The sequence below is a fragment of the Arthrobacter globiformis genome (genome assembly GCF_030817195.1).
Taxonomy (GTDB): Bacteria; Actinomycetota; Actinomycetes; order Actinomycetales; family Micrococcaceae; genus Arthrobacter; species Arthrobacter globiformis_D.
Genome location: NZ_JAUSYZ010000001.1, coordinates 3,093,413 through 3,117,636 on the forward strand (window position 1 = coordinate 3,093,413; position 24,224 = coordinate 3,117,636).

The following is a 24,224-nucleotide window of genomic DNA, read 5'->3' on the forward strand; positions in this document are numbered from 1 at the left end:
TCCCGTGGCGGCCATGTGGTGGAAAAGCCTGTTCCCAGTAATCATCGGCGCCCTGAAGGAACCGAATCGGTAAGGAGTGCGAAAAGAGCCGAAGGCCAATACACTGATTGGCCGTCTCCGCGTAGTCCGGAAGCGCCGCCGTCGACTGCGTGAGGGAGCGGCCGGCGAAGTCAGTGCGGAACCCGCCGGGCGTGAGAGTGGCTGTTAGTACACGTAACGGCAGTGCCTCCCACGGCGCGGCGCGCCTTCTTGACGGTCAGGACCCGCCGAGCACGGTCAGGACGATCAACAAGCAGTTCAGCCCGACGATGAGCGTGGCGCTGGTCCAGCCCGCGATCTTCAGTGGGGTCGAATCAGTGTGGATGCCCATGACCTCGCGCTTCCCGGTGAGCAGGATCAGCGGAATCAGCGCGAACGGGATGCCGAAGCTGAGGAGCACCTGGCTCAGGACCAGCGCCAGCGTCGGCTCGATGCCCGCGCCGAGGATCACCAGCGCCGGAATCAGCGTGATCACGCGCCGGGTCAGCAGTGGCACACGGACCTTCAGCAGACCGCCCATGATGGTGGCGCCGGCGTAGCAACCGACGGAGGTGGAGGCCAGCCCCGAGGCAAGCAGTCCGATGGCGAACAGGACGCCGATCGCCGGGCCCAGTGCCGACGTCACGGCCGCGTGCGCGCCGGCGATGGTGTCGGTCCCTTCGACGCCGCGGAGGCTCGAGGCTGCCAGGAGCAGCATGGCGATGTTAACGACGCCGGCCAGCATCAGGGCGCCGGCCACGTCGAACCGGGTGGCCCGGATCAGGCGGGTCCTGACGGCAGGGTTTTCGGAGAAGCCGTGCCGGTCCCGGGCGAGGGCGGAATGCAGGTAGATGGCGTGTGGCATTACGGTGGCGCCGAGCATGCTGGCGGCGAGCAGGATGGTATCGGTTCCCTCGAAGCGCGGCACCAGGCCGGACAGTGCGCTGCCGGCGTCGGGCGGATTGACGAACAGGCCGGACACGAACCCGACGGCGATCACGCCGAGCAGAGTCAGAATGGCCACTTCAAACGACTTCTGGCTCCGGTTCGACTGCAGCGAGAGCAGCAGCATCGACGCGAGTCCGATGATGATCCCGCCGGCCAGCAGCGGAAGTCCGAACAGCAGGTTCAGTGCGACGGCACCGCCGATCACCTCGGCCATGTCTGTGGCTCCGGCCACAATCTCCGCCTGCGCCCAGTATGCCCGCCGGCGGCGGGTTCCCAGCCGCTTGCCCAGAATCTCGGGAAGGCTCATGCCGGTGGCCAGGCCCAGCTTGGCGGATTGGTACTGCACCAGCACGGCCATGGCGTTGGCTGCCACCAGCACCCAGACCAGCAGGTAGCCGTAGCTCGCCCCGGCCGTCAGGTTCGCCGCAACGTTACCCGGGTCGACGTAGGCGATGGCCGCCACGAAGGCAGGACCCAGCAGCAGCAGGCGCGACCATACCCGTGCCGGGGCGGTGCGTTCCGCAAGGGTCGAAACAGCCATCATTGATCCTCGTCATTGGGGGTGCCGATAAGACGATGGTAACCGAAATTTAGGCATACCGAAAAGTGGGGCTTAGGAGTTCAGACGAATGCTGGATTTGATTGGGGCACAGCCAAAATCATCAACACTACTTCGGCAATGAACGACGGCGGTGGGTCTACTTACACTTTCGTCGTCCCCGCCCGCACTACTAGCGGCCAAGCGACGGTCACGGCAGTGCCGTACAACATTGACTGGTGCGACGACACCGGCAGGAACAACCGGGCGGCGGGGGCCGCCGTCGTTCTCCTGCAGCGGGCATCGTGTGTATTCCTTGCCGTTCCCGGGCGGCTCTGTGGTCGGCCCGACTTCCGGAGGGGAAGCGTCAATAGAGGGTACGTGCCTCCTGGTCTGCATGCCCCGGCCAACAAGTTCGTTGGCCGGGGTAGTTCCAGATGTGGACTCCGCCGCGGAGGGTTCTGCTTCAGGCGGGGCCGGTGAGGAGCCGGAGAGCATTGCGGCAAGGGCCGCTATGAGCGACCACTTGCGCTGCCCGGTCATGGATTCGTTGTGGACCTATGCGCGTTTGCCGGTCGCTGCCCCGGCCGCTTTGCACTTGGCCCTGAGAAAGGACTGCTCTGCTTGTGACAGTTGGTGTTCGCCGTGCTGGTCCTGGGCGACGTGGCCGCCCGAGACCTGGTGAACCACATTTGCCACGGTGCGCGGAAGAACCACGCAACCGGGATTTTCAATGAGCCACTTCTTTGTGGGCTCATCAAGTTCATTCCACCACTCATCAATCGGCCGTTGGCCCATGACGTGCTCCTCGGATTTGAGACCCTACATAAATTGGCAGCGGCCGCCCCCGGCTTACGCCTCAGGACCCCGCATCACGTGCAGAAACCACCAAACACACAAGCCTAGGTACGCATGACCCACCTGCCCCCAATCGCGGCACTGGCCCGACGACACCCCGTTGTCCCGTCCCGGGCACGGCGCTGTGCACGGGTTGTCGACAGGAATTCACGAATCTCTGAATTGGTAATCAGTATCGAGTGTGGTCCCGATGCAGGGAGGGGTCAAGGGGTACCCGTAACGTCGCGCAACCCGTCGACGAAGCCTTTCTTAGTGGTCAAACACTGTACGCGGAAGTGACGGGGGAGTAGCTTTTACACGTCCGGATGGCCGTGCGGCGTCCGCCAGCGAAGACCCTGCTGCCACCGCCACGAGGAGCCCCGGATGACACGAAAGACAACCGGCCCCCTCGCTGAATTCGGCCAGACGGACCTCGCCGCCGCCGGCGGGAAGGGTGCCGCCTTGGGCGAACTGGTGCGGCAAGGGTTTCCGGTGCCCGAGGGATTCGTCATCACCACCGACGCCTACCGGTTGCTTCTCGCCGAGACGGGGCTCGGGCCAGCTCTGGACGGCATGGATCACAACATGCCCGACGGCGGCGCCCTCCGTGCGCTGTTCGCGCACGTTGGCATGCCGGCAGCTTTGCGGGTGGAGATTGGCGAGGCATATGCGGCTCTGGGCGGGGGCGCCGTCGCAGTGCGTTCCAGCGCCACCACCGAAGACCTTCCGGGGGCGGCGTTCGCCGGCCAGCAGGACACGTTCCTGAACGTCGTTGGCGAGGAGGCGGTAGCTCAAGCGGTTTCTGACTGCTGGGCGTCCCTCTGGACCGACCGGGCCATTGCCTACCGGCGGCGGCAGGGAATCGACCCCCGCGAGGTGGCGATAGCCGTCGTCGTCCAAAAGATGGTGCCGGCCGACGCCGCTGGTGTCACGTTCACGGCGAATCCGGTCACGGGTGAGCGCAGTGAGATCGTTGTGGACGCCAGTCCGGGCCTGGGGGAGGCGGTGGTCTCGGGAAGGGTGACGCCCGAACACTACGTGCTGGACCGCGCGGGCAGGATCCGCAGCTTCCGTCTTGGCGGCGGCGAGGTGGTGATCAGCCCGGACGCCGGCGGCGGCACGCGGGAGCAGCCCGGCAGCCGCAGCCGGGTTCCCACCCTGGCCGATGTCCAACTGCGGGAGTTGGCTGACCTGGGCCGCAGGGCGCAGGAGCACTTCGGCCGGCCGCAGGATATGGAGTGGGCGCTGGCCGGCGGCCAAATCCATGTCCTGCAATCGAGGCCCATGACAGCACTGCCGCCGCAGCCGTTGCGGCTCAACGCGATCCAGCGGCGGGTCGGGCCGTTCTTCATCGACATGTTCCAGGAACGGCCCTACCCGTTGGATGTGTCCGGCTGGATGGAGCAGGGGATCCTGGCCATGCTGCACCGGATGGCCGGCAGCGTTGGAGTACAGTTTCCCGGGGTCGAGGAGCTGCTGCCCGAGGAAGATGGCGTGGTGGTCCAGCTCGTGCCCCCGTCCCCGCGGCTAACGCCCCGCGTTCTGGCCGCACCGCTGACCCTGGCCCGCCGCGCGAGGCAGTTCAAAATGGCCGACTGGAAGAACGATTCCCGGTTCATCACCTTCCTGGAGCAGGTGGATCGGCTGAACGCACGGGACCCCGAACCCTTGCCCTGGTCCGAGGTCGTGGGCGTTGCGCGGGGGTCCTTCGCCACGATGCGGGGCATCACCGACCTGCGCAGCTCCTATATGCCCGGCATATTCCTGCCCATGCTTCGGCTGCGCCTGATGCTCGTGCTGCTGGGCAGGACGAGGCTGGCCTCCGCCCTGATCGCGGGTGCGGAAACCGTGACGAGCCAGGCGAACCGGTCCCTGGAGCAGCTGGCCGGGATGGTCCGTGCGGATCCGCGGCTGGCCGGCGCCTTTGCATCATCCGACGGGGCGGCCTTGCTGCAGCTTGTGGAGCAGGACCCGGCGCACGCTGCCTTCCGCGAGGCGTTCGCTCAGTTCCTGCGCGAATACGGGAACCGTGAAACCGTCAGCGTTGTGCTGAGCAGTTCACCCACCTGGTCCGATGCACCCGAGGTTGTGCTGGGGCTCGTCAAGGCGCTCCTGGGCCAGCGGCCCCGCACGGCTGACCAGACCGGCGCGGCGCTGGCGGAGCTGAAGCGCCATCCGCTCCTTCGATTCAGGCGCATCCGCCGGCACGTGCTGGCCGCCGTCGACGATGCCCGGGCAGGCATGGCGTTCCGCGAGGACAGCCACTTCTACGCCACCAAGGTCATCCCGCCCATGCGCCGCGCGTACCGGGAGCTTGGCCGCCGCCTCGTTGCCGCCGGTGTCATTGACTACGTCAGGGATGTCTACCACCTGCGGTTTGAGGAACTGGAGGCAATAACGGACGACGGCGGCGCGCTGCCGGCTTCCGTCCGGCAGCGATACTGGCCGCTCGTGCAGGCCAGGGCGGCCAAACGCCGCGAACTCGAGGGGATTCCGCTGCTGGACACGGCGCTGCTGTTCAGGAACCGCCGCAGTGCTGCCGGCGTGCTGGTCTCCGGTACGCCGGCCAGCCGCGGCCGTGCGGAGGGGCCGGTGAGGATCATCAGGGGACCGGCCGAGTTCGGCCTGCTGCGCAGCGGCGACATTCTCGTTTGCCCCTACACGAACCCGTCCTGGACGCCGCTGTTCCAGCGCGCGGCCGCCGTCGTCGTCGACATGGGAGGGCTCGGCTCCCACGCGGCCATTGTGGCGAGGGAGTACGGAATCCCGGCTGTCATGGGGACCGGCACAGGCACGGGCATCCTGGCCGAGGGGCAGCGCGTCATCGTGGACGGCAGTGCCGGTACGGTCATCGCAGTCGATTAGCGGCCGAGCACGACGGCAACCAGATTCGCCGTGGTTGGCCGTGCCAGAAGCGCCACAGACAAGACCTTCGCCGATCTTGCCCGAAACTTTCGCCGATCTTGCCCGAACGGCGTGAGCATGAATACGAGGCTGAGAGGGGTGAACATCATGGCTGACGACAAAGAAGTGCTGGACTGGGTCTCTCCCCGCAGACAGCGGGAGATCGACAACCAGGCCGCGTTCCTGCGCTTCCTCCTGGAGCGTGAAGAAGCGATTGCTCAAGAGGGCGAGAAACTGTATGGGTGATTGACGGCCCCAATCGCGATCGCCTGGAGTGAAAGTAGCTGAAGAGGCACAATTGCCAAGGTCATAGTGGTCGGCGGCCTCGTCGTCGTACTTCTTTAGGGCAGACTGATGGCATGAGCGGAATCCGGTGGGTGCTGCACGTCGATCTCGACCAGTTCATCGCGGCGGTCGAAGTGCTCCGGCGGCCGGAGCTTGCGGGCAAGCCGATCATTGTCGGCGGTCGGGGCGACCCCACGGAACGGGCTGTGGTGTCGACCGCATCCTACGAAGCCAGGGTGTTCGGCGTGGGTTCCGGAATGCCCTTACGCATTGCAGCCCGGAAAGTGCCAGACGCTGTGATCCTGCCCGTCGATCACGAGGCCTACCTGGCTGCGTCTGAAACTGTCATGGCTACCCTCCGCGCGCAGCCCGGCGCCACCGTCCAGGTGCTGGGCTGGGATGAAGCCTTTATGGGCACTGAAACAGACAATCCGGAAGCCTACGCCCGCCAGGTGCAGGCTGCTGTCCTTGAGCGAACGCAACTGCATTGCAGCGTGGGCATCGGCGACACCCTGGTCCGGGCCAAGGTCGCCACCGGTTTCGGCAAGCCGGCCGGCGTCTTCCGTCTCACTGCGGGGAACTGGCTCGAGATTATGGGCAGCCGGCCCACCAAGGACCTGTGGGGCGTCGGAACCAAAGTGTCGGGCCGGCTGGCCAAACTCGGCATCAACACGGTCGCGGAGCTCGCCGCATCCGACCCCCAAGACCTGGTCCCGGAGTTCGGCCCCAGGATGGGTCCCTGGTACTCGGAGCTCGGGCGCGGGGACGGCGCCAGCGTGGTGGACGACACCCCGTGGGTTGCCCGCGGGCATAGCCGGGAGACCACTTTCCAGCACGACCTGACCGAGCCCGCCCAGGTGGACGATGCCGTGCGGGAGCTGACCGCGCGTGTCCTTGAGGATGTTGTGGCCGAAGGGCGGCCCGTGGTTGGGCTGACCCTCAAGGTTCGGTACGCGCCGTTCCTCACCAAGACCCACGCGAGGAAGGTTCCCGAGACATTCGACCGGAACGAAATCCTCGCGCGGGCCTTGGATCTCGCATCCGCAATCGAAGCGGGCCGTCCGATCAGGCTCCTGGGCCTCCGGGCCGAAATGGCAATGCCTGACGATGCCCGAAAGGGACATACGCCGACGCGCGGTGGTTGGTGACGCCGTCGCTCTTGTCCTTTACCCGTCGGGTAGGTTTGTGAAAAAAGGAGAGGTCAATGAGCGAGAAACTGCGTTGGGGCATCCTGGGCACCGCCCGCATCGTCCGCAAGACAATTCCGGCGCTGCAGGAAACGAAAAACGGTGAGGTCGTAGGCATCGCCTCCCGCACCGAGGAAAAGGCCAAGGAGTACGCCGACAAGCACGGCATCCCACAGGCGTTTGGCTCTTATGAGGCGCTGCTCGCTTCCCCGGACATCGATGCTGTCTACATTCCGCTGCCGAACGCACTGCACCTCGAATGGATTCTGAAATCCTTGGACGCGGGCAAGCACGTCCTCTGCGAAAAGCCTTTGGCGATGAGCGCCGCCGAATGCGAGGAGATTGCACGCAAGGCCGACCAGACCGGGCTCAAAGTCCTGGAAGGCTTCATGTACCGGTTTCACCCGCGTTTCGAGAAGCTGCAGGAGCTGCTCGCGGCTGATGCGGTGGGCAAACTGACATTTATCCACGTCGGCCACTCCTTCGATGCGGGCGGGGACGACAACATCCGCTGGTATTCCGGGCTCGGCGGCGGCGCGCTTTTCGATACGGGGTGCTACTGCGTCAACGTAAGCCGGATGGTCACGGCGCAGGAGCCGAGTGGAGTCGCCGCCTATGGCAACTACCGCGACGCCAGCGACGGAGGTCTAATTGACACCAGCATTGCGGGCATGTTGCGCTTTCCCGGCGCCGCAACCGTGCTTTTTGATACCGGAGTGAATCTCGAGCGCCGCAACTTTTTGGAAATCACGGGCACAGAAGGCCGGCTCTACCTCGACAATCCCTTTGGGCTCCTGGAAGAGGACTCGGTCCTGGAGGAGCATCACTTCGGGCAGGACACGATCTATCACGAGGTCAAGGGCGAGAACCACTTCGTACGGATGGGCGAACACTTCGCAGGCAGCGTCCTAAACGGTACGCCGCTCCGCTACGATCTCACGGACGCGGCCAACAACGCGCGGGTGTTGGAAGCTCTCGACGGGGCGGCTCGGAACCAAGAGGGCGTCTGAACCAAGAGCACATCCGGATCCCGGCTAGCTCTCCGGGTCGTACGCGAACTCGCGGAGCTCCTGTGCGCAACGGCAGGCCACCGCGATCTTTCTCGCCCACCCGACCGCGTCCTCGCGCGTCGGCAGCTCCAGCACGGTGAATCCACCGTTGAGTTCGGAGCCCGGATAGATCTCGGTGCTCACCGACCCGTCGGCGGAGACCAGCACGGGATCGACTTCCTCCTGGATCCCGCCGCCGAATACGTAGACGCCGGCAGCCTTCGCCTCCTCGATCACAGCGTGGGATTCGGCCGAGACGACCGGGAACTCCTCGTCGGTGAGCACCATTGCTTCGCTGGGGAAGGAGATGAGGTATTTGGTCATGCCTCGATGGTGCCCCGCAAGCGCGCCGGATTGCAACGGTTGTGGATGTGCCTCAGTGCCCAATCGCTCCCGGGCTTGTGAAATCGAGTCCCGCCCGCCACTGGAGCTAATTGGTCCGCCTTGGTAGCTTTCAAGGCATGGCCATCAAACTTGAGAACGTCGGGATCGCCGTTCGCGACCTGGAAGCAACAATCGCCTTTTTCACCGATCTCGGTCTCACAGTCGTGGGCCGTGACACGGTCAGCGGGGAGTGGACCGATACCGCCGTCGGACTTGATGGCAACCACGCCAAGATTGCGATGCTCCAGACCCCAGACGGTCAAGGCCAACTTGAGCTCTTCGAATACATCCACCCCAAAGCGATCGAGACGAACCCAACTCGTCCCAACGAGATCGGCATGCACCGCGTCGCCTTCTCGGTCGACGACATCGATAAGGCCCTTGAGGTAGCTGCGAAGCACGGATGCCATCCGCTACGCGGCGTGGCGACGTACGAGGACCTCTACAAACTCACGTACCTCCGAGGCCCCAGCGGAATCCTCGTGATGCTCGCCGAGAAACTGAACAAAGACTGACACTCAGGCCTTGGCGAGCGGCAACACCAGCATGTAGCCGGTTGGCATATCACTGCTCCAGCGTCGCGGTTCGCGGACGACGAACTGCGTCGCCAACTGCTTGGGGGTGAGCAGGGCGTTGGGCGCTGGGGACGGTCCCCACCGCTCGTCGCCGTACGGGTAGAGCGGATCTTGGACGCGGACGCCGGTGACCGAGAACTCCGGGAACTGGTCGGGATTGCCTAGTGACGCGAAGCCGCTCATCACCCATACGTGGCGACCGCGCCACATGACCAGCCCGACCGGACGGCCAGTGTCAGCGATGGCGCGCGCCGCGGTCCGCAACGCTTCCTCGTAGTCAGCGATGCTGACGACGGCGTAGGGTCCCATCCCGACCTTGGTCAGCACCTTCGCCCAACCCAAGGGGTTGGCACCGTTGAACGAGTTGGACGACCGCGCCCGGGCCATCTCCCACAGCTCGCCCTGCTGAACGCGATCGGTCCACGTGCCGGCAGCCGTTTTGTCGATGAGATTGTGCATAATCTGGATGCTCGCCGCCACACACCATTCAAAGGTGTACTGGGGAACGAAGTCCCCCTCCTGGTAGAGGTTGAGGGCGAACGCCCCGGGTACCGGGGTCGGCCTGGGAACCGATGTCGGGGTGGGGGACGGGGTCCGGGTGGGGGACGGGGTCCGGTGAGGAGCGGGGACGTCTTCGCGTGCGGCGGGCGGGGCCGACGAAGTCTGGATCGGTCGATCGGTGGCCACCTCATCGAGTCTGATAGCGGGCGCGCAGGCCGAGAGGAGGGTCGCTAGGGTGACGAACCAGGCCAGGATACGGAGCTGGGCACCGACCATGATCGACCCATTTTATCCCGTCGCGGTACAGAATGCGTCGCTCAGGGGATGGCTGGGGCTTTCCTTCAGACATTTCCTCAGGAAATCGGAACTCTCATAGAGCCACACTCCGATTCAGCTTGAGCAGCGACCGCAGCGTTGATTCTTGTTGTTGGTTCTCGCGTGCGGGACCCTTGGTGGGTCAAGTCAGATCACGTTCTACAGGGAGACCAGCCGTGTCATCCACCCACACCAGCGGGGCGTTCCACGTCTCAGGGCAAGTGGCCGCAGCCGTTGCTGGAGGGCGCCCTGTCGTCGCTTTGGAATCGACCATTTTCACTCACGGCCTTCCCCGCCCGCGCAATCTCGAAGTTGCCTTGGAAGCCGAGGAACGCCTCCGCAGTCAGGGGGTCGTTCCTGCAACGATCGGTGTCTTCGCCGGTGTCCCGACGGTGGGGCTCAGCCGTGAGCAGATCGCCTCGCTCTCCAATGACGGGGGAGTGAAGAAGGTCAGCCTCCGCGATCTTCCCGTAGCCGCTGCTCTTCGGCTCCGCGGCGGCACCACCGTCGCAGCGACGGCGTTCCTGGCACACCGCGCCGGGATCAAAGTGTTCTCAACCGGTGGTTTGGGTGGAGTTCACCACGGTGCTGCAACATCCTTCGATGAATCTGCCGATATGACTACCTTGGCTACTACCCCGATCATCGTCGTCAGCGCCGGCGTGAAGTCCATCCTGGACGTCGCCGCCACCCTCGAACGGTTCGAAACGCTCAACATCCCGGTCATCGGCTACAGGACCACGAAGTACCCTGGCTTCTACGTTTCCGACTCGGGGTTTGAAATCGAGTACGCGGTCAACACTCCCGATGAAGTTGCAGCAGTCTGCAGCGCACGCGATGACCTGCACATCGCATCGGCCATCCTGTTGGCAAACCCGATCGCAGAGGACAAGCAGTTCCCTCCGGCCGAGCTTGACGACATTCTCTCCCGGGCGTGGGCGCAGGCACAGAAGAACGGGATCACCGGCAAGGACACCACACCGTTCCTTTTGGACTTCATTCAGCGCGCTACGAACGGCCGCAGCGTGAATGTAAATGTCGATGTGTACCGCAGTAACGTATCCCTCGGGGGCGAAGTCGCCATCGCGCTGACCCGCTAAACCAGAGGAATGTCATGTTAGGTGTGGTCAGGATCTTGTTGAAGATGTGATCGTATGGCCTGAAGGTGCCGTCAGCCTTCGCTTGTGACGAGATTTTTAGGATGGCAGCATCAATTTCCGAGGGTGTGGTTGGTGGCTGCTTCGTCGTTGGCTTTCAACTCGACGCTGTTTGTGGCGGCCCAATTCGCCAGCAGCTGCAGTCCGTCGTGGGAGGGGGAGCCTGGCTCCGCGGAGAACACGAGCATCTGGAGGGTTCGGTCGGAGGCCAGGTCCAGCCCGAGGTAGTTCAGGTCGAGGTCGCCAACGACGGGGTGGTGAATGCTTTTGATGCCGCTGCGGTGTTCGCGGACGTCGTGCGCTCCCCAGAGTTTTCGGAAAAAGTCGCTGCGGGTTGAGAGTTCGCCGACGAGGTCGCTGAGCTGGCGGTCGTAGGGGGAACGGCCCGCTTCGACCCGGAGGAGGGCGACGATCTGGCGGGTGTTGGATTCCCAGTCCCGGTAGAACGTCTGTGCCCTGGCATCAAGGAAGGCGAAGCGTGCGGCGTTCACGGGCTGCCGGGAGTCCTCGAACATCTCTGAGAAGAGAGCCCGGCCAAGGCGGTTGGTGGCCACTGCGTCCAGCCGGCCGTTTTGCACGTACACCGGGACGGTGGACATCGCGTCGATGGTCTGCTGCAGTGTCGGGTTGATCTGTGTTTTGCGTGCCGGGCGCCTGCGCCCCGGGTGGGCACCGGCGTTGGCTGAACGGATGAGCTCGTAGAGATGCGAGTGCTCGGCCTCATCCAGTTGGAGCGCCCGGCTGACCCCATCAATGACGGCCTCCGACGCTCCCTTGGCATTGCCGCGTTCCAAGCGTTTGTAGTACTCCGAGCTCATGCCGGCCAGGAGCGCCACTTCTTCCCGCCGCAGGCCAGGGACGCGGCGCCGCCCGCCGAAGTCAGGCAGGCCCACTTGCTGCAGGGAAAGCTTGGCCCGCCTCGAGACGAGGAACTGGCTGAGATCGTCGTGGTTGTCCATGGTGTCGAAGGTACTCCACCTCGAGCCCGCTAGCGGGTCCCTGCCAGGGAACCTCTAGGTAGGGTCTCGTTAGCCCACGCGCTGACCGGTTGACTTGAATCATCAGCCGCCCCTGTGGGCCGGTTAGGACCTGGGAAGACATCATCGCAGATCCTCGATTGCTGAGCCTTGGGCCATGCCCAGTCCCAGGCTTGCAACCACACCGAAAGGAACCAACATGAAGAACGCGCGCCTCGGAGAGCTGGAAGTCTCCGCTATCGGACTCGGCGCCATGACCATGGCTGGCATCTACACCAGCGAGGGCGCACTGGATAACGCGGAGTCGATCCGCACGATTCACCGTGCACTCGATCTCGGGGTCACCCACATCGATACAGCGGAGATCTACGGGCCTTTCCTGAGCGAAGAGATCGTCGGGCAGGCGGTCAAGGGGCGCCGCGACCAGGTCAAGATCGCCACAAAGTTCGGCCTGGTCTCACACTCCAACGGCGGCCCCGGCATGATCGACAGCAGCGCGGCGAACGTGAAGGCCGCCGTCGAGGGCTGCCTCAAGCGCCTCGGCACCGACCACATCGACCTGTACTACCAGCACCGGGTCGACCCGGACACCCCGATCGAGGAAACCGCAGGCGCCGTTGCTCAACTAATAGCCGAGGGCAAGGTGCTGCACTTCGGGCTCTCAGAAGCCTCCCCGGAGACCACCCGGCGGGCACACGCAGTACAGCCGGTCGCCGCCCTGCAGACCGAGTACTCTCTCTGGACCCGCGACGTGGAGGAGCAGATCCTGCCGCTGCTACGTGAACTCGGAATCGGCTTCGTCCCGTACTCACCGCTCGGACACGGGCTGCTGACCGGTCAAATCCGCTCGGTGGACGACTTCGCCGACGACGACTGGCGCAAGACCAACCCGCGGTTCACGGGCGAGAACTTCCGCCGAAACCTCGCGATCGTCGACGAAGTGAAGGCTATCGGCGCCGAAATCGGCGCGACCCCCGCACAGACAGCCCTCGCCTGGCTGCTGACCCGCGGGAACGACATCGCCCCGATCCCCGGCACCCGTCGGGTCTCCCGTGTCGAGGAGAACACCGCTGCCGACGGCATCGAACTCACCGGCGACCAGCTGGAGCGGCTGAACACCCTGCGGCCTGCCGCAGGTGAACGCCACGACGAAGCCAACATGGCCTCGATCGACCGCTGATCCCTGGCCGGGGTGTCCCGCCAAACAATCCCGGTTCCAGTGGGCAACAAACAATGCTGGTTCAATAAGACGCCTCCAAAACCTGGATGATTCCTTTGGAGCATGCATGCATGCTGACGCTGGTCGCCAGGGCAGCCAGGATTTTTAAGACCTTCACCCGCGGGGACCTCGAGGAGAGCCTCGACGCCGTGGTCAGCCTGCGCACAAGTTCAGAGATGGCCGGCGCAGTCCGGGTCGCGTCCTATTGCCGAGGCCTTGAGACGGCACTGAAACACGGCCAGAAAAACGATCTGGTAGCTGTACAAACAAAGCTGTGTTTGGCCGCTTTGGATCAAGAGCACGTCCACGATGCTGAGGATGCGAGGTGCCGATAAAGGACCGACGACGGAGCCGACGGGCAGGGGGGACACCGGCCAGCAGTCCGCTGCCGGCCGGTGCACCCTCAGTGTTTTACATGACGGCTTGCGGGGGAGGGGTTAGGGAGGTTGGCCCTGCTGTTGCAGCTTCGGGCGCTGGTGCAATTTCCGGCTCGGGGACCGAGCGCATGACCCGCCACGTCGCCACTCCACCGCCCACGGCCGCCAAAGCGGTCAGGATGAACCACCAGAGCATCCTGGTTGTCTTCTGCGGAGGCTGCGCTTGTGCTGGCGTCTCAGTCACTGGGATAAGTTTCGCTATCCGCTCGTGGAGCCGGGGGGTGGCTGTTTCTACCCTGCCGGCGAGTTCATCGGCGATGGTCCGCAGGCTGTCCTGCAGGCGTGGTGACGCTGCCTCCAAGCCGGTGTCGATGCCTGTCAGGGCACGGCGAAGTGCAGCTTCAATGCCGGGGGTAGCCCATTCCCTGCCCTTGGCCAAGCGCGTGAGGAGGGCTTCCTGGAGATGGCGGGCCTGAGCCGCCCGGTCGATCTGGTCAGAGGTGCGCACAAGAGACTCCTAGGTCGGGTAGGTGGAGCTAAAGCTTATGGCCTTGGCACTTGGCCTGAACACCCTTGAAATCCCATGGGCCTGTATGGCGAGAGAAAAGACACGCTCCTTTAGGACTGCTGCGGCGTACGGGCCCCTTACCGCAATGCATTCAACCGCCTCCACCGGGGCAGGAACTATTGGCCGTTCCGGCGCAATTCGCAGCGATACAGCCTCTGGCGGGTGATACCAAGGTCAGCGCAGAGGCCGCTGACCCTAGGGTTAGGTTGGTCCATGGACGCCAGGTGGCGAGACGGAGTTTGGCGGAGGTCATTCTTGTAGGGACGCTCGCGGTTGCGGCCGTGGGCGCGAGCAGTAGCGAGGCCAGAGAGGGTCCATTCGGAGACCCAGAAGTCCTAGGGCCGTGGAGTTGGGGCAGGGCCGAAAAAGCGCAGTTCAGATCCTGCTGAGGTGGCGTGGCGGGCTTTGTCCAAGATAAAGTCCCGGTCCTCCTGTGCCAGCAGTGACCCGCCATGCAGGTCTCGGTCCACGGGTTCGGCGATCTCCCTGCAAATGATGGCGGCTATAGTTCGCGGCAGGATTGCGGATCCTGGATTGTCGGTAAGCCATTGCTGTGTGGAGGGGCTGAGCTTGTCCCAGTTCCCCCTGATATCCATCTCCATCGATGTTTCCTTTCAAGGCTGGGCGTGCCACATTGCCGGATAAGGGCGAGTGGATTCCGCCCAGCCTACGTCCCGAGAGCGGCCAGGGAAAGAGCGCCCGGCGGGTTGGATCAGACAAACTGGTCTTGCGTGAATCTTGCGGAGAATTTGAGCGGCTTTTGAGGCATTGCAAGACTGCGTGACATCCTGCCGGAAAAAAGCGAGGGTGCTTACTAATTTGGATGCGTTAGATTGCCTCCACCAGCAGGCCTTAGGCGCCTGTGCCACGGCGAGCCGCCGTGGCACGATAAGCGTGTGCGGTGCCAAGCAGCACGGCACAGGTATGCAGGCGCGAAGGAACGATCATCAAACGGGAACTCAAAAAGGCGGCCGACAAAACCGCTGACAAAGCCGCCAGCAAAACCGTGGAAGTCATGAACTCCAAGCCCCTCGGAATTCTGGCGCGTTGCGGATTTGCCGTCAGCGGCGCGCTCCACCTCCTAATTGGCCTTATTGCCTTCGGTGTAGCCGCAGGCAGCAGCGGTCACGCGGACGTCACCGGGGCGGTCGCCGCACTGGCCAACCAGCCAGCCGGTCCGCTGCTCCTGTGGTGCAGCTTCGCGGCATGCGTATCCCTGGCACTCTGGCAAGCCGGCGACGCCATTTTCGACTTCGAACGCCTGCCAAGCAAGCACAAGACCGGCAAGAAACTCAAAGCGGACGCGCAGGCGGCCGTTTATACCGCCATGGCCTTCATGCTGGCCGCTTTCGCCCGGGGCAGGGACCAAGACGACGGGGAATCCGCCAGTGACCTGACGGTCAACCTCATGAACGCGCCAGGCGGCGTCCTGCTTCTGGTACTGATCGGAGCGGGAGTGGCCATCCTCGGCATCATCTACGCAATCCGCGGAATCCGGAGATCCTTCCAAAGACACATCAACCTGCCGCCCTCACCCGCCGGGCACAAAGCCATCACCGCCCTGGGCATAACCGGATACGTGTCCAAGGGTGTTGCCCTGTTCGCGACAGGACTGTCGGCGCTCATCGCCACGGTCACCGTCCATCCTGAGCAGGCAGGGCTCGACGCCGCGCTCCACGCCCTGCGCGAACAGCCTTACGGGGCGTATGTGGTGGCCGTCGTGGGCGCAGGCCTGGCCTGCTACGGGCTCTTCACGATCGTACGGGCGCATCTGGCCAAGATGTAATCCTCTCCGGGCAGGGCCAAAGACTTCCCTCCGTTTCGAGGCAGCGGCAGTGTGCCGCTGGGCGGTTGCTCCAGCCGTCCTCAAGAAGCCGCCCCGAGCCGCATGCAGCAACGGGGACACAGAACCGAACTTTGCGGGGCGGGCGGCGGCTGGGGTTAGGCAGTCAGGTCCCGGAGGGTGGACCAAGGGCCAACTCCGCCCGCCCCGCTGCAAGTATCGCGCTTCGCCTCGGAACAACCATGGAACCGGCTTGGGCAGGTAAGGGTTGCGTCCCCCCGCGTTCCTTTCCCAACGTTGCCCCACCCTTTTCCCGAGCTTGCCTTCACTTATGCCCCAGCGGCACGGTTCGGTTACTGGGGCATCGTCAGGTAGATCGAGCTTTCGTCGGGCACAAGGGCACCAATGGCCGGGCGTACTGGGACCGACGACGGAGCTGGGGGCCAGCTGGCATGGGGGACACCAGCCGGCAGTCCGCCGCCGGCCGGTTAAAAGTTTACGCCGATAGCCGTTGAGACGCCCTCCGATGCCCGCCAAAACTGGGGCCGGCGGATCATCTGGCAACCCAGCCTCTCGGCAAGCTCCGTCGAGGTCTTCGGCGGGCTGCTGCGTCTCAGTAGTCGTTCCCCCGTCGCAGTCGCCCTCTCCCTGCGGAGCGGTGAAACGACAAAGGCGGGCCGAGACCTCTATGGAACGGCGGACCAAGGCTCACACCATGAAGCTTTGAGGCGAAATCCTGCTTGCTGCAGGCGTGTTTGTCCCTCAGGCCGCCCCAGCACTGCCCTTTCAATGAACTTTATCGATGAATCCGCCGACGGCGAGGCCAGATGCCATCCGCGACCGATAAGAACCCCTCCCGCCCCTGATCACCTCCAGAGGCTCGCCGTCGGGTGGGTTTCTTAGTAGGAGATGAAGGCGACGAGTTCCCCGACGCGGTCCTCGGGGTAATTCCGGGCGATGTCGGCCTGGCTGAGCATCCCCACCAGGTCGTGCCCGTCAATCACCGGCAGCCGGCGCACCTTATGGTCCTGCATCGTCTTGATCGCCTCTTCGATCGAGTCGTCAGCGCCGATGGTCACCGGCTTGCCCTGGCCAAACTCCCCGGCGGTGGCGGTGCGCGGGTCTCCGCCGTCGGCCAGGCAGCGGATGACAATGTCCCGGTCGGTCAGCATGCCCTTGAGCCGGTTGTCTTCCCCGCAGATCGGCAGGGATCCGACGTCCAGGTCTTTCATTTTCCGTGCAGCCTGTTCCAGGGTTTCGTTTTCGCCGACGCATTCAGCGCCGCCGGTCATGATCTCGCGTGCGGTGGTCATCGTATGCTCCTCTGTCCTGTTGGGTGGGTTGGTTCTAGTGGACCTCTCCGCGCCAGGCGCCGGTTTCGGTGCCTCTGGCTTCGATGAAGTCCTTGAAGCGGCGCAGGTCCGCCCTGACCTGCATGTTGTCGAACCCCAGCGCGGCCCCGGCCTTCTCGGTGAAGGTGTCTGGTGCCCATTCCAACCGGACCCACACCCGTGTCATCCCGGTCTTTAGCGGTGTGAAGGCCACGGCGCCGGCGTGCGACTCACCGTCAGTGCTGCGCCAGGCAATCCGCTCATCGGTGCGTTGTTCAATGATTTCGGTGTCGAATTCCCGTTTTACCCCGCCGATGTTCACCACCCAGTGATTCGTCCGGTCGGTGAGTTGGGTGACCGAGTCCACCCCAGACATGAAATTGGGGAAAGACTCGAACTGGGTCCACTGGTCATACGCGGTGCGCACCGGGACCTCGACGTCAATGGTTTCTTCGACTGTTTGCATGCTCTCCTCCTGATCAAGGGGCGGGCTGCCAGAAGCGGACAGCAGCAGCCCCTAACGCAAGAGTCCGGCTGCCACCGTTTCTACCGACGGTAGGCCCGCGGATTACCTGTGTCCATACCTCGCGTTGACTCGTAAATAACCTCCGCGAAGGGGGATACGTTGCCTCATTAATAATTTTCCGCTTGGGTTGGCGGTTGCCGGGGTGGGTGGATGGGGGCTACGCCGGGTGGATGGGATTGACGATGGCTGAGCGCAAGGCCGTGACGAGGCATCTGGCGAGGTCCTATCGGGCTGGTGACAGGGGCCGGAAGGGAAGGATCCTGGACCAGGTCGTTTAGCTGACCGGCGGGCACCGGGATCATGCCGGGGCGGTGCTGCGGCATGCTTTGGACCCTCCGCGGCCAGGCCGGTCAGGCCCGGCCGGGCATCGGTATACGGGGCGGATCTGCAGCCCGCACTGGTGTTCTGCTGGGCGGTGCTGCGCGCTCCTGCCGGAAGGCTGCTGGCTGCGGTGATGCCCGAACTCGTCCCGATGGTGCGCGACGAGAAGGCGCTGGACATTACGGATGCCCAGGCAGGATTGCTGGGACGGATGAGCGCAGCCACGATCGACAGGCGCCTGGCCGGGGAACGGGCCAAGCTGCTGCCGCGGGGCCGGTCCCACACCAAACCCGGATCGCTGCTGAAGTCCCAGATCCCGATCCGCACCTGGGCGCAGTGGGATGACGCCGTGCCCGGCTTTGTGGAGATCGACCTGGTCAGCCATGAGGGGTCGAACAGTTCCGGACAGTACTGCTTCACGCTCACGGTCACGGACATCGCCACCGGCTGGACGGTGAACAGGTCCGTGCCCAACAAGGCCCAGAGGCATGTCTTCTTTGCCCTCCAGCAAGCCATCTCTGCCTTCCCGTTCCCGGTGGTCGGCATCGATTCGGATAACGGAGGAGAGTTCATCAACAACGATCTTTTCGACTTCTGCCAGGAACAACGGATCACTTTCACCCGCTCACGTCCCTATAACAAGAACGACGGGGCGCACGTCGAGCAGAAAAACTGGTCGAGAGTCCGTGAGCTGGTTGGCTACCTGCGCTACGACACGGCCGCGGAACTTGAGCTGCTGAACCAAATCTGGGAGCTGGACCTTACCTTCACCAACTACCTGCTTCCCCAGCAGAAGCTCGTATCCAAGACCCGTCACGGGGCCAAGGTGACAAAGATCCATGACGCCGCCGGCGACCCCGCACCGGCGCGCGGCCGCCGATCCTCATACCGATAGGAAGGCGGCAACCCGGATGAACGCCGAATACCGGACAGTCAGGCCGGCGGCGCTGTCCCGGCAGATCCTGGCCCTCACCGGGCAACTCGAAACTCTCGCCACCGCCAAGCAACCAGCGCCCATCAAACCGCCAGTCAACGAGGACTGCAACCACCGACCCAACCGGAGGTTTTCCAATGACGCAACGTATGCCCCTTCGCGGAGGTATTGACATGAGGCAACAGGCCCCTGACTGTCGGCTGGAGCCAAGCGACAAGTGGACAAAACCGGCGTTGCCGACGGCTCGAAAACGCATCTCACCATGATCCGTCTAAGCATGAGTTCGTCGAGGACTTTCTGAGTCAGAATGGCCTAATGAGGCAGCTCGGATCTACGCGAGTGAGCACTTCGAGTCAGGACGCTCGGCTGCAGTGATCATGGGCGTGCCGGCTGGCGTCTCATGCGCCAGCGGTCAAAGGCATCGCCAATGTGGACGAAGCGTGGTCGGGCGAAGGCTCAAGGGCAGCAGGGGTATTCGATCTGCTCATCCGCGGCAGGTCGTCCGGCTGGGGTCAGGTCGAACAGCGTCCACAGCGGCTCGACTGTCCCAAGGTGCCGCGGATCCTGGCCTGAGTCGGCGGGCTCGAAGAGCAGCTCGGACGCCCAATGTAGCCGGATCGTTCCGTCCGGCTCGCGTTTGAAGACGGTCATGATCGGTTCCGGCTCCCCGTTGGGGTTGTCGCCACCGTAGTGGCGGCGAAAGTCATTGTGAGCGGCCGACAGGAGCTTTATGTGCTTCCATCCCTTGTCCCGGGCGAAGGCGGCCACTCGTTCAATCGGTGCGCGTGCGACGACCATGAGATTGCCACCCAGGCCCTCGAAGTGCGGCATCGTTCCTTCCCACGTGTCGATGAGGGCCGTGCAGGAAGGGCATGGGCCGTCGCGAAGAGGTAGGTCGGCCGTGACGCCGAACGGAGGGCCGGGTCGGTCGTCCGTGCTGTGGCGGGGAAACATGTAGTGGTAGAGCATCAAAGTGTCGTGGACCCCAAAGAGTGCCGACATCTTCACCGTTTCCGGCACCCCATCTGGGCCCATCCGATCGAATGTGTAGTCCTCCCGCACCTGCCCTCCGGGCGGCAGTGCCCGCAGCTCCGCTGCGACGGCTTCCATCTGCCTCCGAAGCGCCAGTTCGCGTTCAAGCAAGCTGTTCCGCGCGGCACGATAGTCGGGGGTTTCATTAGGAAAGGCGATGCCCACCACGAAACGTTCCTCTCTTAGACCAGGCCGTCACCCTCAACCTACTCCACACCACGCCTGCCGCTCGAATGTTCGTCAGAGGTGTGTGCTCGCCAGGACGTTCGTAGAGCTCCCGCCCCTATAGAGGGCGTCCGCTGGCGCGGCCGGCTGTTGGGTGCTGCCGGTCCGTCGCAGAGCTTCGGCCCGTCATCACCTGGCTTTTCTATACGATGCACCGTCGCCAAATTGCGCATTGCCAGTCCTGGGGCGGTACTGCTTGCCTCTAGGGACGCTGTTTCAGCACGAGGCCGATGAGGCAACGGATGTACGTCCGGTACGTCATGGTTTTCTGTGCATTTGGGTTGGGGCCGTAGTGCCCTGTCGCAGAGCTTCGGACCTCTGGCTCTGGTTGCCTAGGTGCTTTAATGGCGGCTTTCCTGTTTAGCCAGCCTCCGTCGGCCACAGCTCCGCAAGCTTCGCCAGCAGCCAAAAACAACGGGGGAGAGGGGAAGCTGGCCGGTCACCTGAGCCCGCCCCACCCGCCGAATCCTCAGCAAAGGACATAAAACCATGAACGACGCAATCCGCATCTCCAGCCCGGCCGACATCCTCGGTTTCATCCCGCACTCCCTCGGGTTCCCACGGGGCTGGTCAGGATGGCATAGCCACGTTCCTGCTGGTTTAAGACGATTCTCGCACCCCTCAAAGTGGGGCCGGTCCAAGAAAATGCCAAGCTTTTTACAAGTTGCCAGGCTGAATATATTCCGAGGGTGTACACGAAGTTGCCAGGACTACGGCAGCACGGCGCTTTGGTTTCTCGTCTCCAGTCGGGATGTTGCACAGGGACGGGCCTAGGCAAACGACTTCATTGAGTGGTAAGGCTGGTGACCAACCCTATGCAGGACGACGTGGGCTACACATTTTTTTGCGCCGACGGGCGCGGCAAAGGCTACTGGATTTCCTGGCTCGCTGTAATGCGGGGAGGGGGTCGCCCGTCTGTTCTTCGTCTGCACGGGTTGCGGAATCTGCGGCTTCAGGCTCTGCTGGCTGCGCTGCTGATGGCGCTGGGTGCTCTGGTGGTGGCGCCCGTGCCGGCGTCGGCTGCTGAAGGTGACGTTGGGGTTCAGGGTCCGTCGCATACGGGGACGGGCACGCCGACGGGTACGAAGCGGCAGACGAATGCGTTGTGGTTCAACGACGGGATCTGGTGGGGGAACCTGTGGGACACGGCTAGCTCGGATTTTCATATCTTCCGCTTCAACGCCGCGACGAGCTCGTGGGTCAACACGGGTGTGACGACGGAGACGCGGGCGAACACCCATCATGACGTGCTGTGGGACGGGACAACGCTGCATGTGGCGAGCTACCGGTTCGTCAACGACGGTCTGCCGGCCGAGCCGAACTTCCCGTCGACGATGCGGCGTTACAGCTACAACGCGAGTACGAAGACGTACTCGCTCCTGAGTTCTACAAACATCAACAACCACCGCGTTGAGACCCTGTCCATCGACAAGGACTCGACCGGCCGCGTGTGGGCCACATGGCAGCAGTCGAACCGGATCTATCTGAACGTCACCGGCACGAATGGCGTGACCTGGGGGACGCCGTTCCAGCATCCCGCGTCGTTGGCCAACGTGTCCGTGGACGACAATTCGGCCCTGATCGCGTTTGGACCGGGCAAGATGGGTCTGATGTGGAGCCGGCAGCTCGGTGACGCCAACGACGGCATGTACTGGAGCTCCCACGTCGATGGAGCGGCGAGTACCACCTGGACCACGCCTGTAGCGGCGGTGAAGGGACAGCGCAGCGGCGATGACCACATGAATCTGAAGTGGCTGGACTCCTCAAGTGGTCAGGTTTTCGGCGCCATCAAGACGTCGTTCACGTCGGCGTCTGAGCCCCTGATCCAGCTCTTGGCATTCAACGGCACGGCATGGTCGGCGCACACGATCGCGACTGTAGCCGAGTGCCCGAACCGCGTGATCGTCATGATCGACGAAAGCACGCAGAGGCTGCGTACCTTCGCCACCTATCCGAAACCGAGCGGCACGACGAACGCCGGTGTCTGCACCAGCTCCGGCGGTGCGATCTACGAAAAGTCCACGCCGCTGGACAACATCAGCTTCACCACCACGAAGACGGCCCGCATCGTGGACGCCGACCAGTACGTGCACAACGTGACGTCGACGAAGCAGAACCTCAACAGTACAGCGCGGGGCACGGCCAACAGCGGCCTGCTGTTGCTCGCCGATGTGAACGCCACCAGCCGGTACTGGCACTCCTACGACCCCAGCGGCGGTGCTATCAGGCCGTCCATCCGCAGCGCAGCGGACGTCGTCGCTGCCGGTACCGACGGTGTGCTGTGGAACTACCCAGCAACCGGCCGGGGCGGATTCCAGACCCGGCAAAAGATCGGCGTCGGCTGGTCCGGGTTGAACAAAGGGTTCGTGACGGACTGGAACAGCGACGGCGTCTTCGACATCATCGCACAGTGGACGGACGGCCGGTTGAGCTTCTACCCCGGAAGGCCCGGCGGCGGATTCGCGGCCGCCCGGGCCATCGGGACTGGCTGGGGCGACTACCACGTCACTGCCGGCCGCTGGCGCACAAGCGATAGGTATCCGGGAATCCTGGCTTATGACGCCGCAGGGACCCTCTGGTACTACGGCAACAAGGCCGGATCATTGCTGGCGCCCCGTATCAGGACCGGGATCGGGTGGGGAGGCCTGTACCTCAGCATGACCGACTTCGACCAGGACGGGGCGCAGGACCTCCTGGCCAAACGCACAGACGGCAGGATGGTGCTCTACCGCTCAACCGGAACCGGCGGCTTCATCCCAGAAGCTAGACGCACAATAGGCACCGGATGGAACAGCATCAACAGCATCACGGCAGTCGAGGGATTCACCACAGGCGGTCACGGACTCATGACCCGGCTCAGCGACGGCCGCCTCGCCCGCTACCCCTTCAGCAAAGGTACCTGGGCTGCCCGCACTATCGTCGGCATCGGCTGGAGTAACTACAACATCTTCCGCTAGAACCACCAGAGCTGGGACGATACCCGGACCCGGCGGCACTGGAGGAGTCTAGGCTCTGCTTACTAAATCTAAGGGGAGAAATGAATACTTCTCGGATTGCAGCCGGAACTGCCGTCTTGGTGCTATTGCTCACTGCCTGCTCCGGCCCGCAGCCACAAGCAACACCGACAGCCTCAGTTGCCACAGCATCGACGCCTACCGCAACACCTGTCCCCACTCCGACCGCTACCAGCCAAGAGAACGAACGCGGACAGCTGATCCAGAAGATTGGCGAAGCGGTCACACTCTATACCAACGGATATGACGCCCCTCCCACGCTGACCTTCAAGGTTACATCCATCAAACCGATCAAGTGCGATGCACCCTCCGCAACTCCGCCAAAAGGCACTGCCATCGCGGTTGCAGTTGAGCTCGCCACCTCCCCAACGTTTTCAGGACCGCCGCAAGTGAATGGCCAGGCAGGGAGGATCAGTTTCCACCCGTACTACTGGAGAGGCTACGTCCCCAGTGGCACCCCGATGAACACTGTTAAGTCCTCCGTCCAGCACGACTGCCTTGCCGACACGACAACACTTTTGCCTGATTCCTTTGGCAAAGGCGAAAAGCTGACCGGGCTAGTCATCCTTGATGTGACGACGCCGACCGGTGAAGTAGCCTTCGATCCATACGGCGGCGGAGGTTGGGTCTGGAAGTACCCCGCAGCATGATCCGCCAATCCGAGGCGCACGTCTAACCTCGGGGAAGCGGAGGCTTCCCGCCGCCGGTTCACCCTTTGTCGTTGCAAACCTCGGCACGCCCCTTGCAGGACGACTTGCAGCAGCGGGGCACTTACGACCGCCGAAATGAGTCCTCGCCGGCGACTACGGCATCCCGTGTTCAGGTACCTTCGCCCAGCCGCTCTTCCCAGAATCCGGCACTGTCGCCACAGATTCCGATCAAGAGTTCTTTGCCAACCAGAATATGAGAGCGATCCTGCTGCTGCAGTTCCCCCAATTTCCGAGGTATCCCATCGATACTGAGGCAGTTCTGATGGGACCGGAGATAAGTGGCCACGCCCCTTCAGAGATGCCGGGCACGGACGTACTCCCCTTGCGCACCCAGCCCAGCCCCCACGATGACGTTCAGGCATTCGATTGCGTCCGTCGCCCCCTGCGGTCTGCATGCCTTCGTCAGACTGAGGCACACCCTAGCCGGACATCAGGTGACGGGTCGGAAAGCGTCAGGCGCGACAGTGGCAGACCAAGCATGACACTTTCGATCCGCCCCTGGGGGCAGC

22 protein-coding genes are annotated in these 24,224 nt (G+C 63.7%); 12 read left to right on the forward strand and 10 right to left on the reverse strand.

The features are described from left to right. Window positions 1–256: 256 nt before the first annotated feature. Complete coding sequence (locus QF036_RS13940) at window positions 257–1,507, reverse strand: Nramp family divalent metal transporter (RefSeq protein WP_307102737.1); 1,251 nt, start codon at window positions 1,505–1,507, stop codon at window positions 257–259. 555 nt (window positions 1,508–2,062) lie between these two features. Beyond that, entirely contained in the window at window positions 2,063–2,302 is a 240-nt protein-coding gene (locus QF036_RS13945) for a hypothetical protein (RefSeq protein ID WP_307102738.1), read from the reverse strand. Between the two features lie 423 nt (window positions 2,303–2,725). Here QF036_RS13945 and QF036_RS13950 point away from each other — a divergent pair, with 423 nt between their 5' ends. From QF036_RS13950 to QF036_RS13965, 4 genes are all read left to right on the forward strand, one after another. Then, complete coding sequence (locus QF036_RS13950; RefSeq protein ID WP_307102740.1) at window positions 2,726–5,206, forward strand: PEP/pyruvate-binding domain-containing protein; 2,481 nt, start codon at window positions 2,726–2,728, stop codon at window positions 5,204–5,206. A 147-nt stretch (window positions 5,207–5,353) separates the two neighbouring features. Further along, window positions 5,354–5,491: a hypothetical protein gene (locus QF036_RS13955; RefSeq protein WP_307102742.1), complete on the forward strand. Its 138-nt coding sequence runs from the start codon at window positions 5,354–5,356 to the stop codon at window positions 5,489–5,491. A gap of 113 nt (window positions 5,492–5,604) precedes the next feature. Further along, on the forward strand, window positions 5,605–6,678 hold the full coding sequence (locus tag QF036_RS13960) for a DNA polymerase IV (protein ID WP_307102744.1): 1,074 nt from the start codon (window positions 5,605–5,607) through the stop codon (window positions 6,676–6,678). A gap of 56 nt (window positions 6,679–6,734) precedes the next feature. Next, entirely contained in the window at window positions 6,735–7,727 is a 993-nt protein-coding gene (locus tag QF036_RS13965; RefSeq protein WP_307102746.1) for a Gfo/Idh/MocA family protein, read from the forward strand. A gap of 24 nt (window positions 7,728–7,751) precedes the next feature. Here the strand turns inward: QF036_RS13965 and QF036_RS13970 are convergent, their stop codons facing one another. After that, the gene (locus QF036_RS13970) at window positions 7,752–8,090 is read right to left on the reverse strand and encodes a YciI family protein (RefSeq protein WP_307102749.1); all 339 of its coding nucleotides are present in this window, start codon (window positions 8,088–8,090) and stop codon (window positions 7,752–7,754) included. Between the two features lie 137 nt (window positions 8,091–8,227). On the opposite strand from QF036_RS13970, the gene QF036_RS13975 reads away from it, so the two are divergent. Next, window positions 8,228–8,665: a VOC family protein gene (locus tag QF036_RS13975; RefSeq protein WP_307102751.1), complete on the forward strand. Its 438-nt coding sequence runs from the start codon at window positions 8,228–8,230 to the stop codon at window positions 8,663–8,665. A gap of 3 nt (window positions 8,666–8,668) precedes the next feature. On the opposite strand, the gene QF036_RS13980 is transcribed toward QF036_RS13975, so the two are convergent. Further along, window positions 8,669–9,502 (reverse strand): hypothetical protein, encoded by an 834-nt coding sequence (locus QF036_RS13980; RefSeq protein ID WP_307102753.1) that lies wholly within the window; start codon window positions 9,500–9,502, stop codon window positions 8,669–8,671. Between the two features lie 215 nt (window positions 9,503–9,717). On the opposite strand from QF036_RS13980, the gene QF036_RS13985 reads away from it, so the two are divergent. Next, entirely contained in the window at window positions 9,718–10,641 is a 924-nt protein-coding gene (locus tag QF036_RS13985; RefSeq protein WP_307102755.1) for a pseudouridine-5'-phosphate glycosidase, read from the forward strand. Window positions 10,642–10,751: 110 nt separating this feature from the next. Here QF036_RS13985 and QF036_RS13990 read toward each other — a convergent pair whose 3' ends face one another. Next, entirely contained in the window at window positions 10,752–11,657 is a 906-nt protein-coding gene (locus QF036_RS13990) for a helix-turn-helix transcriptional regulator (RefSeq protein WP_307102757.1), read from the reverse strand. A gap of 217 nt (window positions 11,658–11,874) precedes the next feature. On the opposite strand from QF036_RS13990, the gene QF036_RS13995 reads away from it, so the two are divergent. Further along, window positions 11,875–12,855, forward strand: coding sequence for an aldo/keto reductase (locus tag QF036_RS13995; protein ID WP_307102759.1), 981 nt, complete (start codon window positions 11,875–11,877; stop codon window positions 12,853–12,855). Between the two features lie 110 nt (window positions 12,856–12,965). Further along, window positions 12,966–13,229 carry a hypothetical protein gene (locus QF036_RS14000; protein WP_307102761.1) on the forward strand — a complete coding sequence of 88 codons (264 nt, stop codon included), beginning with the start codon at window positions 12,966–12,968 and terminating at the stop codon, window positions 13,227–13,229. A gap of 76 nt (window positions 13,230–13,305) precedes the next feature. Here QF036_RS14000 and QF036_RS14005 read toward each other — a convergent pair whose 3' ends face one another. Together QF036_RS14005 and QF036_RS14010 are read right to left on the reverse strand one after the other, a co-directional pair. Further along, window positions 13,306–13,779 carry a hypothetical protein gene (locus QF036_RS14005; protein ID WP_307102763.1) on the reverse strand — a complete coding sequence of 158 codons (474 nt, stop codon included), beginning with the start codon at window positions 13,777–13,779 and terminating at the stop codon, window positions 13,306–13,308. Between the two features lie 395 nt (window positions 13,780–14,174). Next, window positions 14,175–14,441 (reverse strand): hypothetical protein, encoded by a 267-nt coding sequence (locus QF036_RS14010; RefSeq protein ID WP_307102765.1) that lies wholly within the window; start codon window positions 14,439–14,441, stop codon window positions 14,175–14,177. A 413-nt stretch (window positions 14,442–14,854) separates the two neighbouring features. Here QF036_RS14010 and QF036_RS14015 point away from each other — a divergent pair, with 413 nt between their 5' ends. After that, on the forward strand, window positions 14,855–15,625 hold the full coding sequence (locus tag QF036_RS14015; RefSeq protein WP_307102767.1) for a DUF1206 domain-containing protein: 771 nt from the start codon (window positions 14,855–14,857) through the stop codon (window positions 15,623–15,625). A gap of 896 nt (window positions 15,626–16,521) precedes the next feature. Here QF036_RS14015 and QF036_RS14020 read toward each other — a convergent pair. Both QF036_RS14020 and QF036_RS14025 read right to left on the reverse strand, forming a co-directional pair. Continuing rightward, window positions 16,522–16,935, reverse strand: coding sequence for a CBS domain-containing protein (locus QF036_RS14020; protein ID WP_307102769.1), 414 nt, complete (start codon window positions 16,933–16,935; stop codon window positions 16,522–16,524). A gap of 34 nt (window positions 16,936–16,969) precedes the next feature. Continuing rightward, entirely contained in the window at window positions 16,970–17,419 is a 450-nt protein-coding gene (locus QF036_RS14025; RefSeq protein WP_307102771.1) for an SRPBCC family protein, read from the reverse strand. Window positions 17,420–17,933: 514 nt separating this feature from the next. On the opposite strand from QF036_RS14025, the gene QF036_RS14030 reads away from it, so the two are divergent. Next, window positions 17,934–18,695, forward strand: a complete 762-nt coding sequence (locus QF036_RS14030; protein WP_307102773.1) for a DDE-type integrase/transposase/recombinase — start codon at window positions 17,934–17,936, stop codon at window positions 18,693–18,695. A gap of 495 nt (window positions 18,696–19,190) precedes the next feature. Here QF036_RS14030 and QF036_RS14035 read toward each other — a convergent pair whose 3' ends face one another. After that, window positions 19,191–19,934 carry a DUF899 family protein gene (locus tag QF036_RS14035; RefSeq protein ID WP_307102775.1) on the reverse strand — a complete coding sequence of 248 codons (744 nt, stop codon included), beginning with the start codon at window positions 19,932–19,934 and terminating at the stop codon, window positions 19,191–19,193. 860 nt (window positions 19,935–20,794) lie between these two features. Between QF036_RS14035 and QF036_RS14040 the strand changes: the two genes are divergently transcribed. Further along, window positions 20,795–22,948, forward strand: coding sequence for an FG-GAP repeat domain-containing protein (locus QF036_RS14040; RefSeq protein WP_307102777.1), 2,154 nt, complete (start codon window positions 20,795–20,797; stop codon window positions 22,946–22,948). A gap of 80 nt (window positions 22,949–23,028) precedes the next feature. Beyond that, entirely contained in the window at window positions 23,029–23,655 is a 627-nt protein-coding gene (locus QF036_RS14045; protein ID WP_307102779.1) for a hypothetical protein, read from the forward strand. The last annotated feature ends 569 nt before the right edge of the window (window positions 23,656–24,224 follow it).

Excerpts from the sequence above, each read along its gene's own strand:
- QF036_RS13940 (WP_307102737.1), bottom strand. The coding sequence starts at position 1,507 with ATGGCTGTTTCGACCCTTGCGGAACGCACCGCCCCGGCACGGGTATGG.
- QF036_RS13960 (WP_307102744.1), top strand. The coding sequence starts at position 5,605 with ATGAGCGGAATCCGGTGGGTGCTGCACGTCGATCTCGACCAGTTCATC.
- QF036_RS13945 (WP_307102738.1), bottom strand. The coding sequence starts at position 2,302 with ATGGGCCAACGGCCGATTGATGAGTGGTGGAATGAACTTGATGAGCCC.
- QF036_RS13975 (WP_307102751.1), top strand. The coding sequence starts at position 8,228 with ATGGCCATCAAACTTGAGAACGTCGGGATCGCCGTTCGCGACCTGGAA.
- QF036_RS14000 (WP_307102761.1), top strand. The coding sequence starts at position 12,966 with ATGCTGACGCTGGTCGCCAGGGCAGCCAGGATTTTTAAGACCTTCACC.
- QF036_RS14010 (WP_307102765.1), bottom strand. The coding sequence starts at position 14,441 with ATGGAGATGGATATCAGGGGGAACTGGGACAAGCTCAGCCCCTCCACA.
- QF036_RS13955 (WP_307102742.1), top strand. The coding sequence starts at position 5,354 with ATGGCTGACGACAAAGAAGTGCTGGACTGGGTCTCTCCCCGCAGACAG.
- QF036_RS13990 (WP_307102757.1), bottom strand. The coding sequence starts at position 11,657 with ATGGACAACCACGACGATCTCAGCCAGTTCCTCGTCTCGAGGCGGGCC.
- QF036_RS14030 (WP_307102773.1), top strand. The coding sequence starts at position 17,934 with ATGCCCGAACTCGTCCCGATGGTGCGCGACGAGAAGGCGCTGGACATT.
- QF036_RS13950 (WP_307102740.1), top strand. The coding sequence starts at position 2,726 with ATGACACGAAAGACAACCGGCCCCCTCGCTGAATTCGGCCAGACGGAC.
- QF036_RS14020 (WP_307102769.1), bottom strand. The coding sequence starts at position 16,935 with ATGACCACCGCACGCGAGATCATGACCGGCGGCGCTGAATGCGTCGGC.
- QF036_RS13980 (WP_307102753.1), bottom strand. The coding sequence starts at position 9,502 with ATGGTCGGTGCCCAGCTCCGTATCCTGGCCTGGTTCGTCACCCTAGCG.
- QF036_RS14045 (WP_307102779.1), top strand. The coding sequence starts at position 23,029 with ATGAATACTTCTCGGATTGCAGCCGGAACTGCCGTCTTGGTGCTATTG.
- QF036_RS13965 (WP_307102746.1), top strand. The coding sequence starts at position 6,735 with ATGAGCGAGAAACTGCGTTGGGGCATCCTGGGCACCGCCCGCATCGTC.
- QF036_RS13970 (WP_307102749.1), bottom strand. The coding sequence starts at position 8,090 with ATGACCAAATACCTCATCTCCTTCCCCAGCGAAGCAATGGTGCTCACC.
- QF036_RS13995 (WP_307102759.1), top strand. The coding sequence starts at position 11,875 with ATGAAGAACGCGCGCCTCGGAGAGCTGGAAGTCTCCGCTATCGGACTC.
- QF036_RS14015 (WP_307102767.1), top strand. The coding sequence starts at position 14,855 with ATGAACTCCAAGCCCCTCGGAATTCTGGCGCGTTGCGGATTTGCCGTC.
- QF036_RS14025 (WP_307102771.1), bottom strand. The coding sequence starts at position 17,419 with ATGCAAACAGTCGAAGAAACCATTGACGTCGAGGTCCCGGTGCGCACC.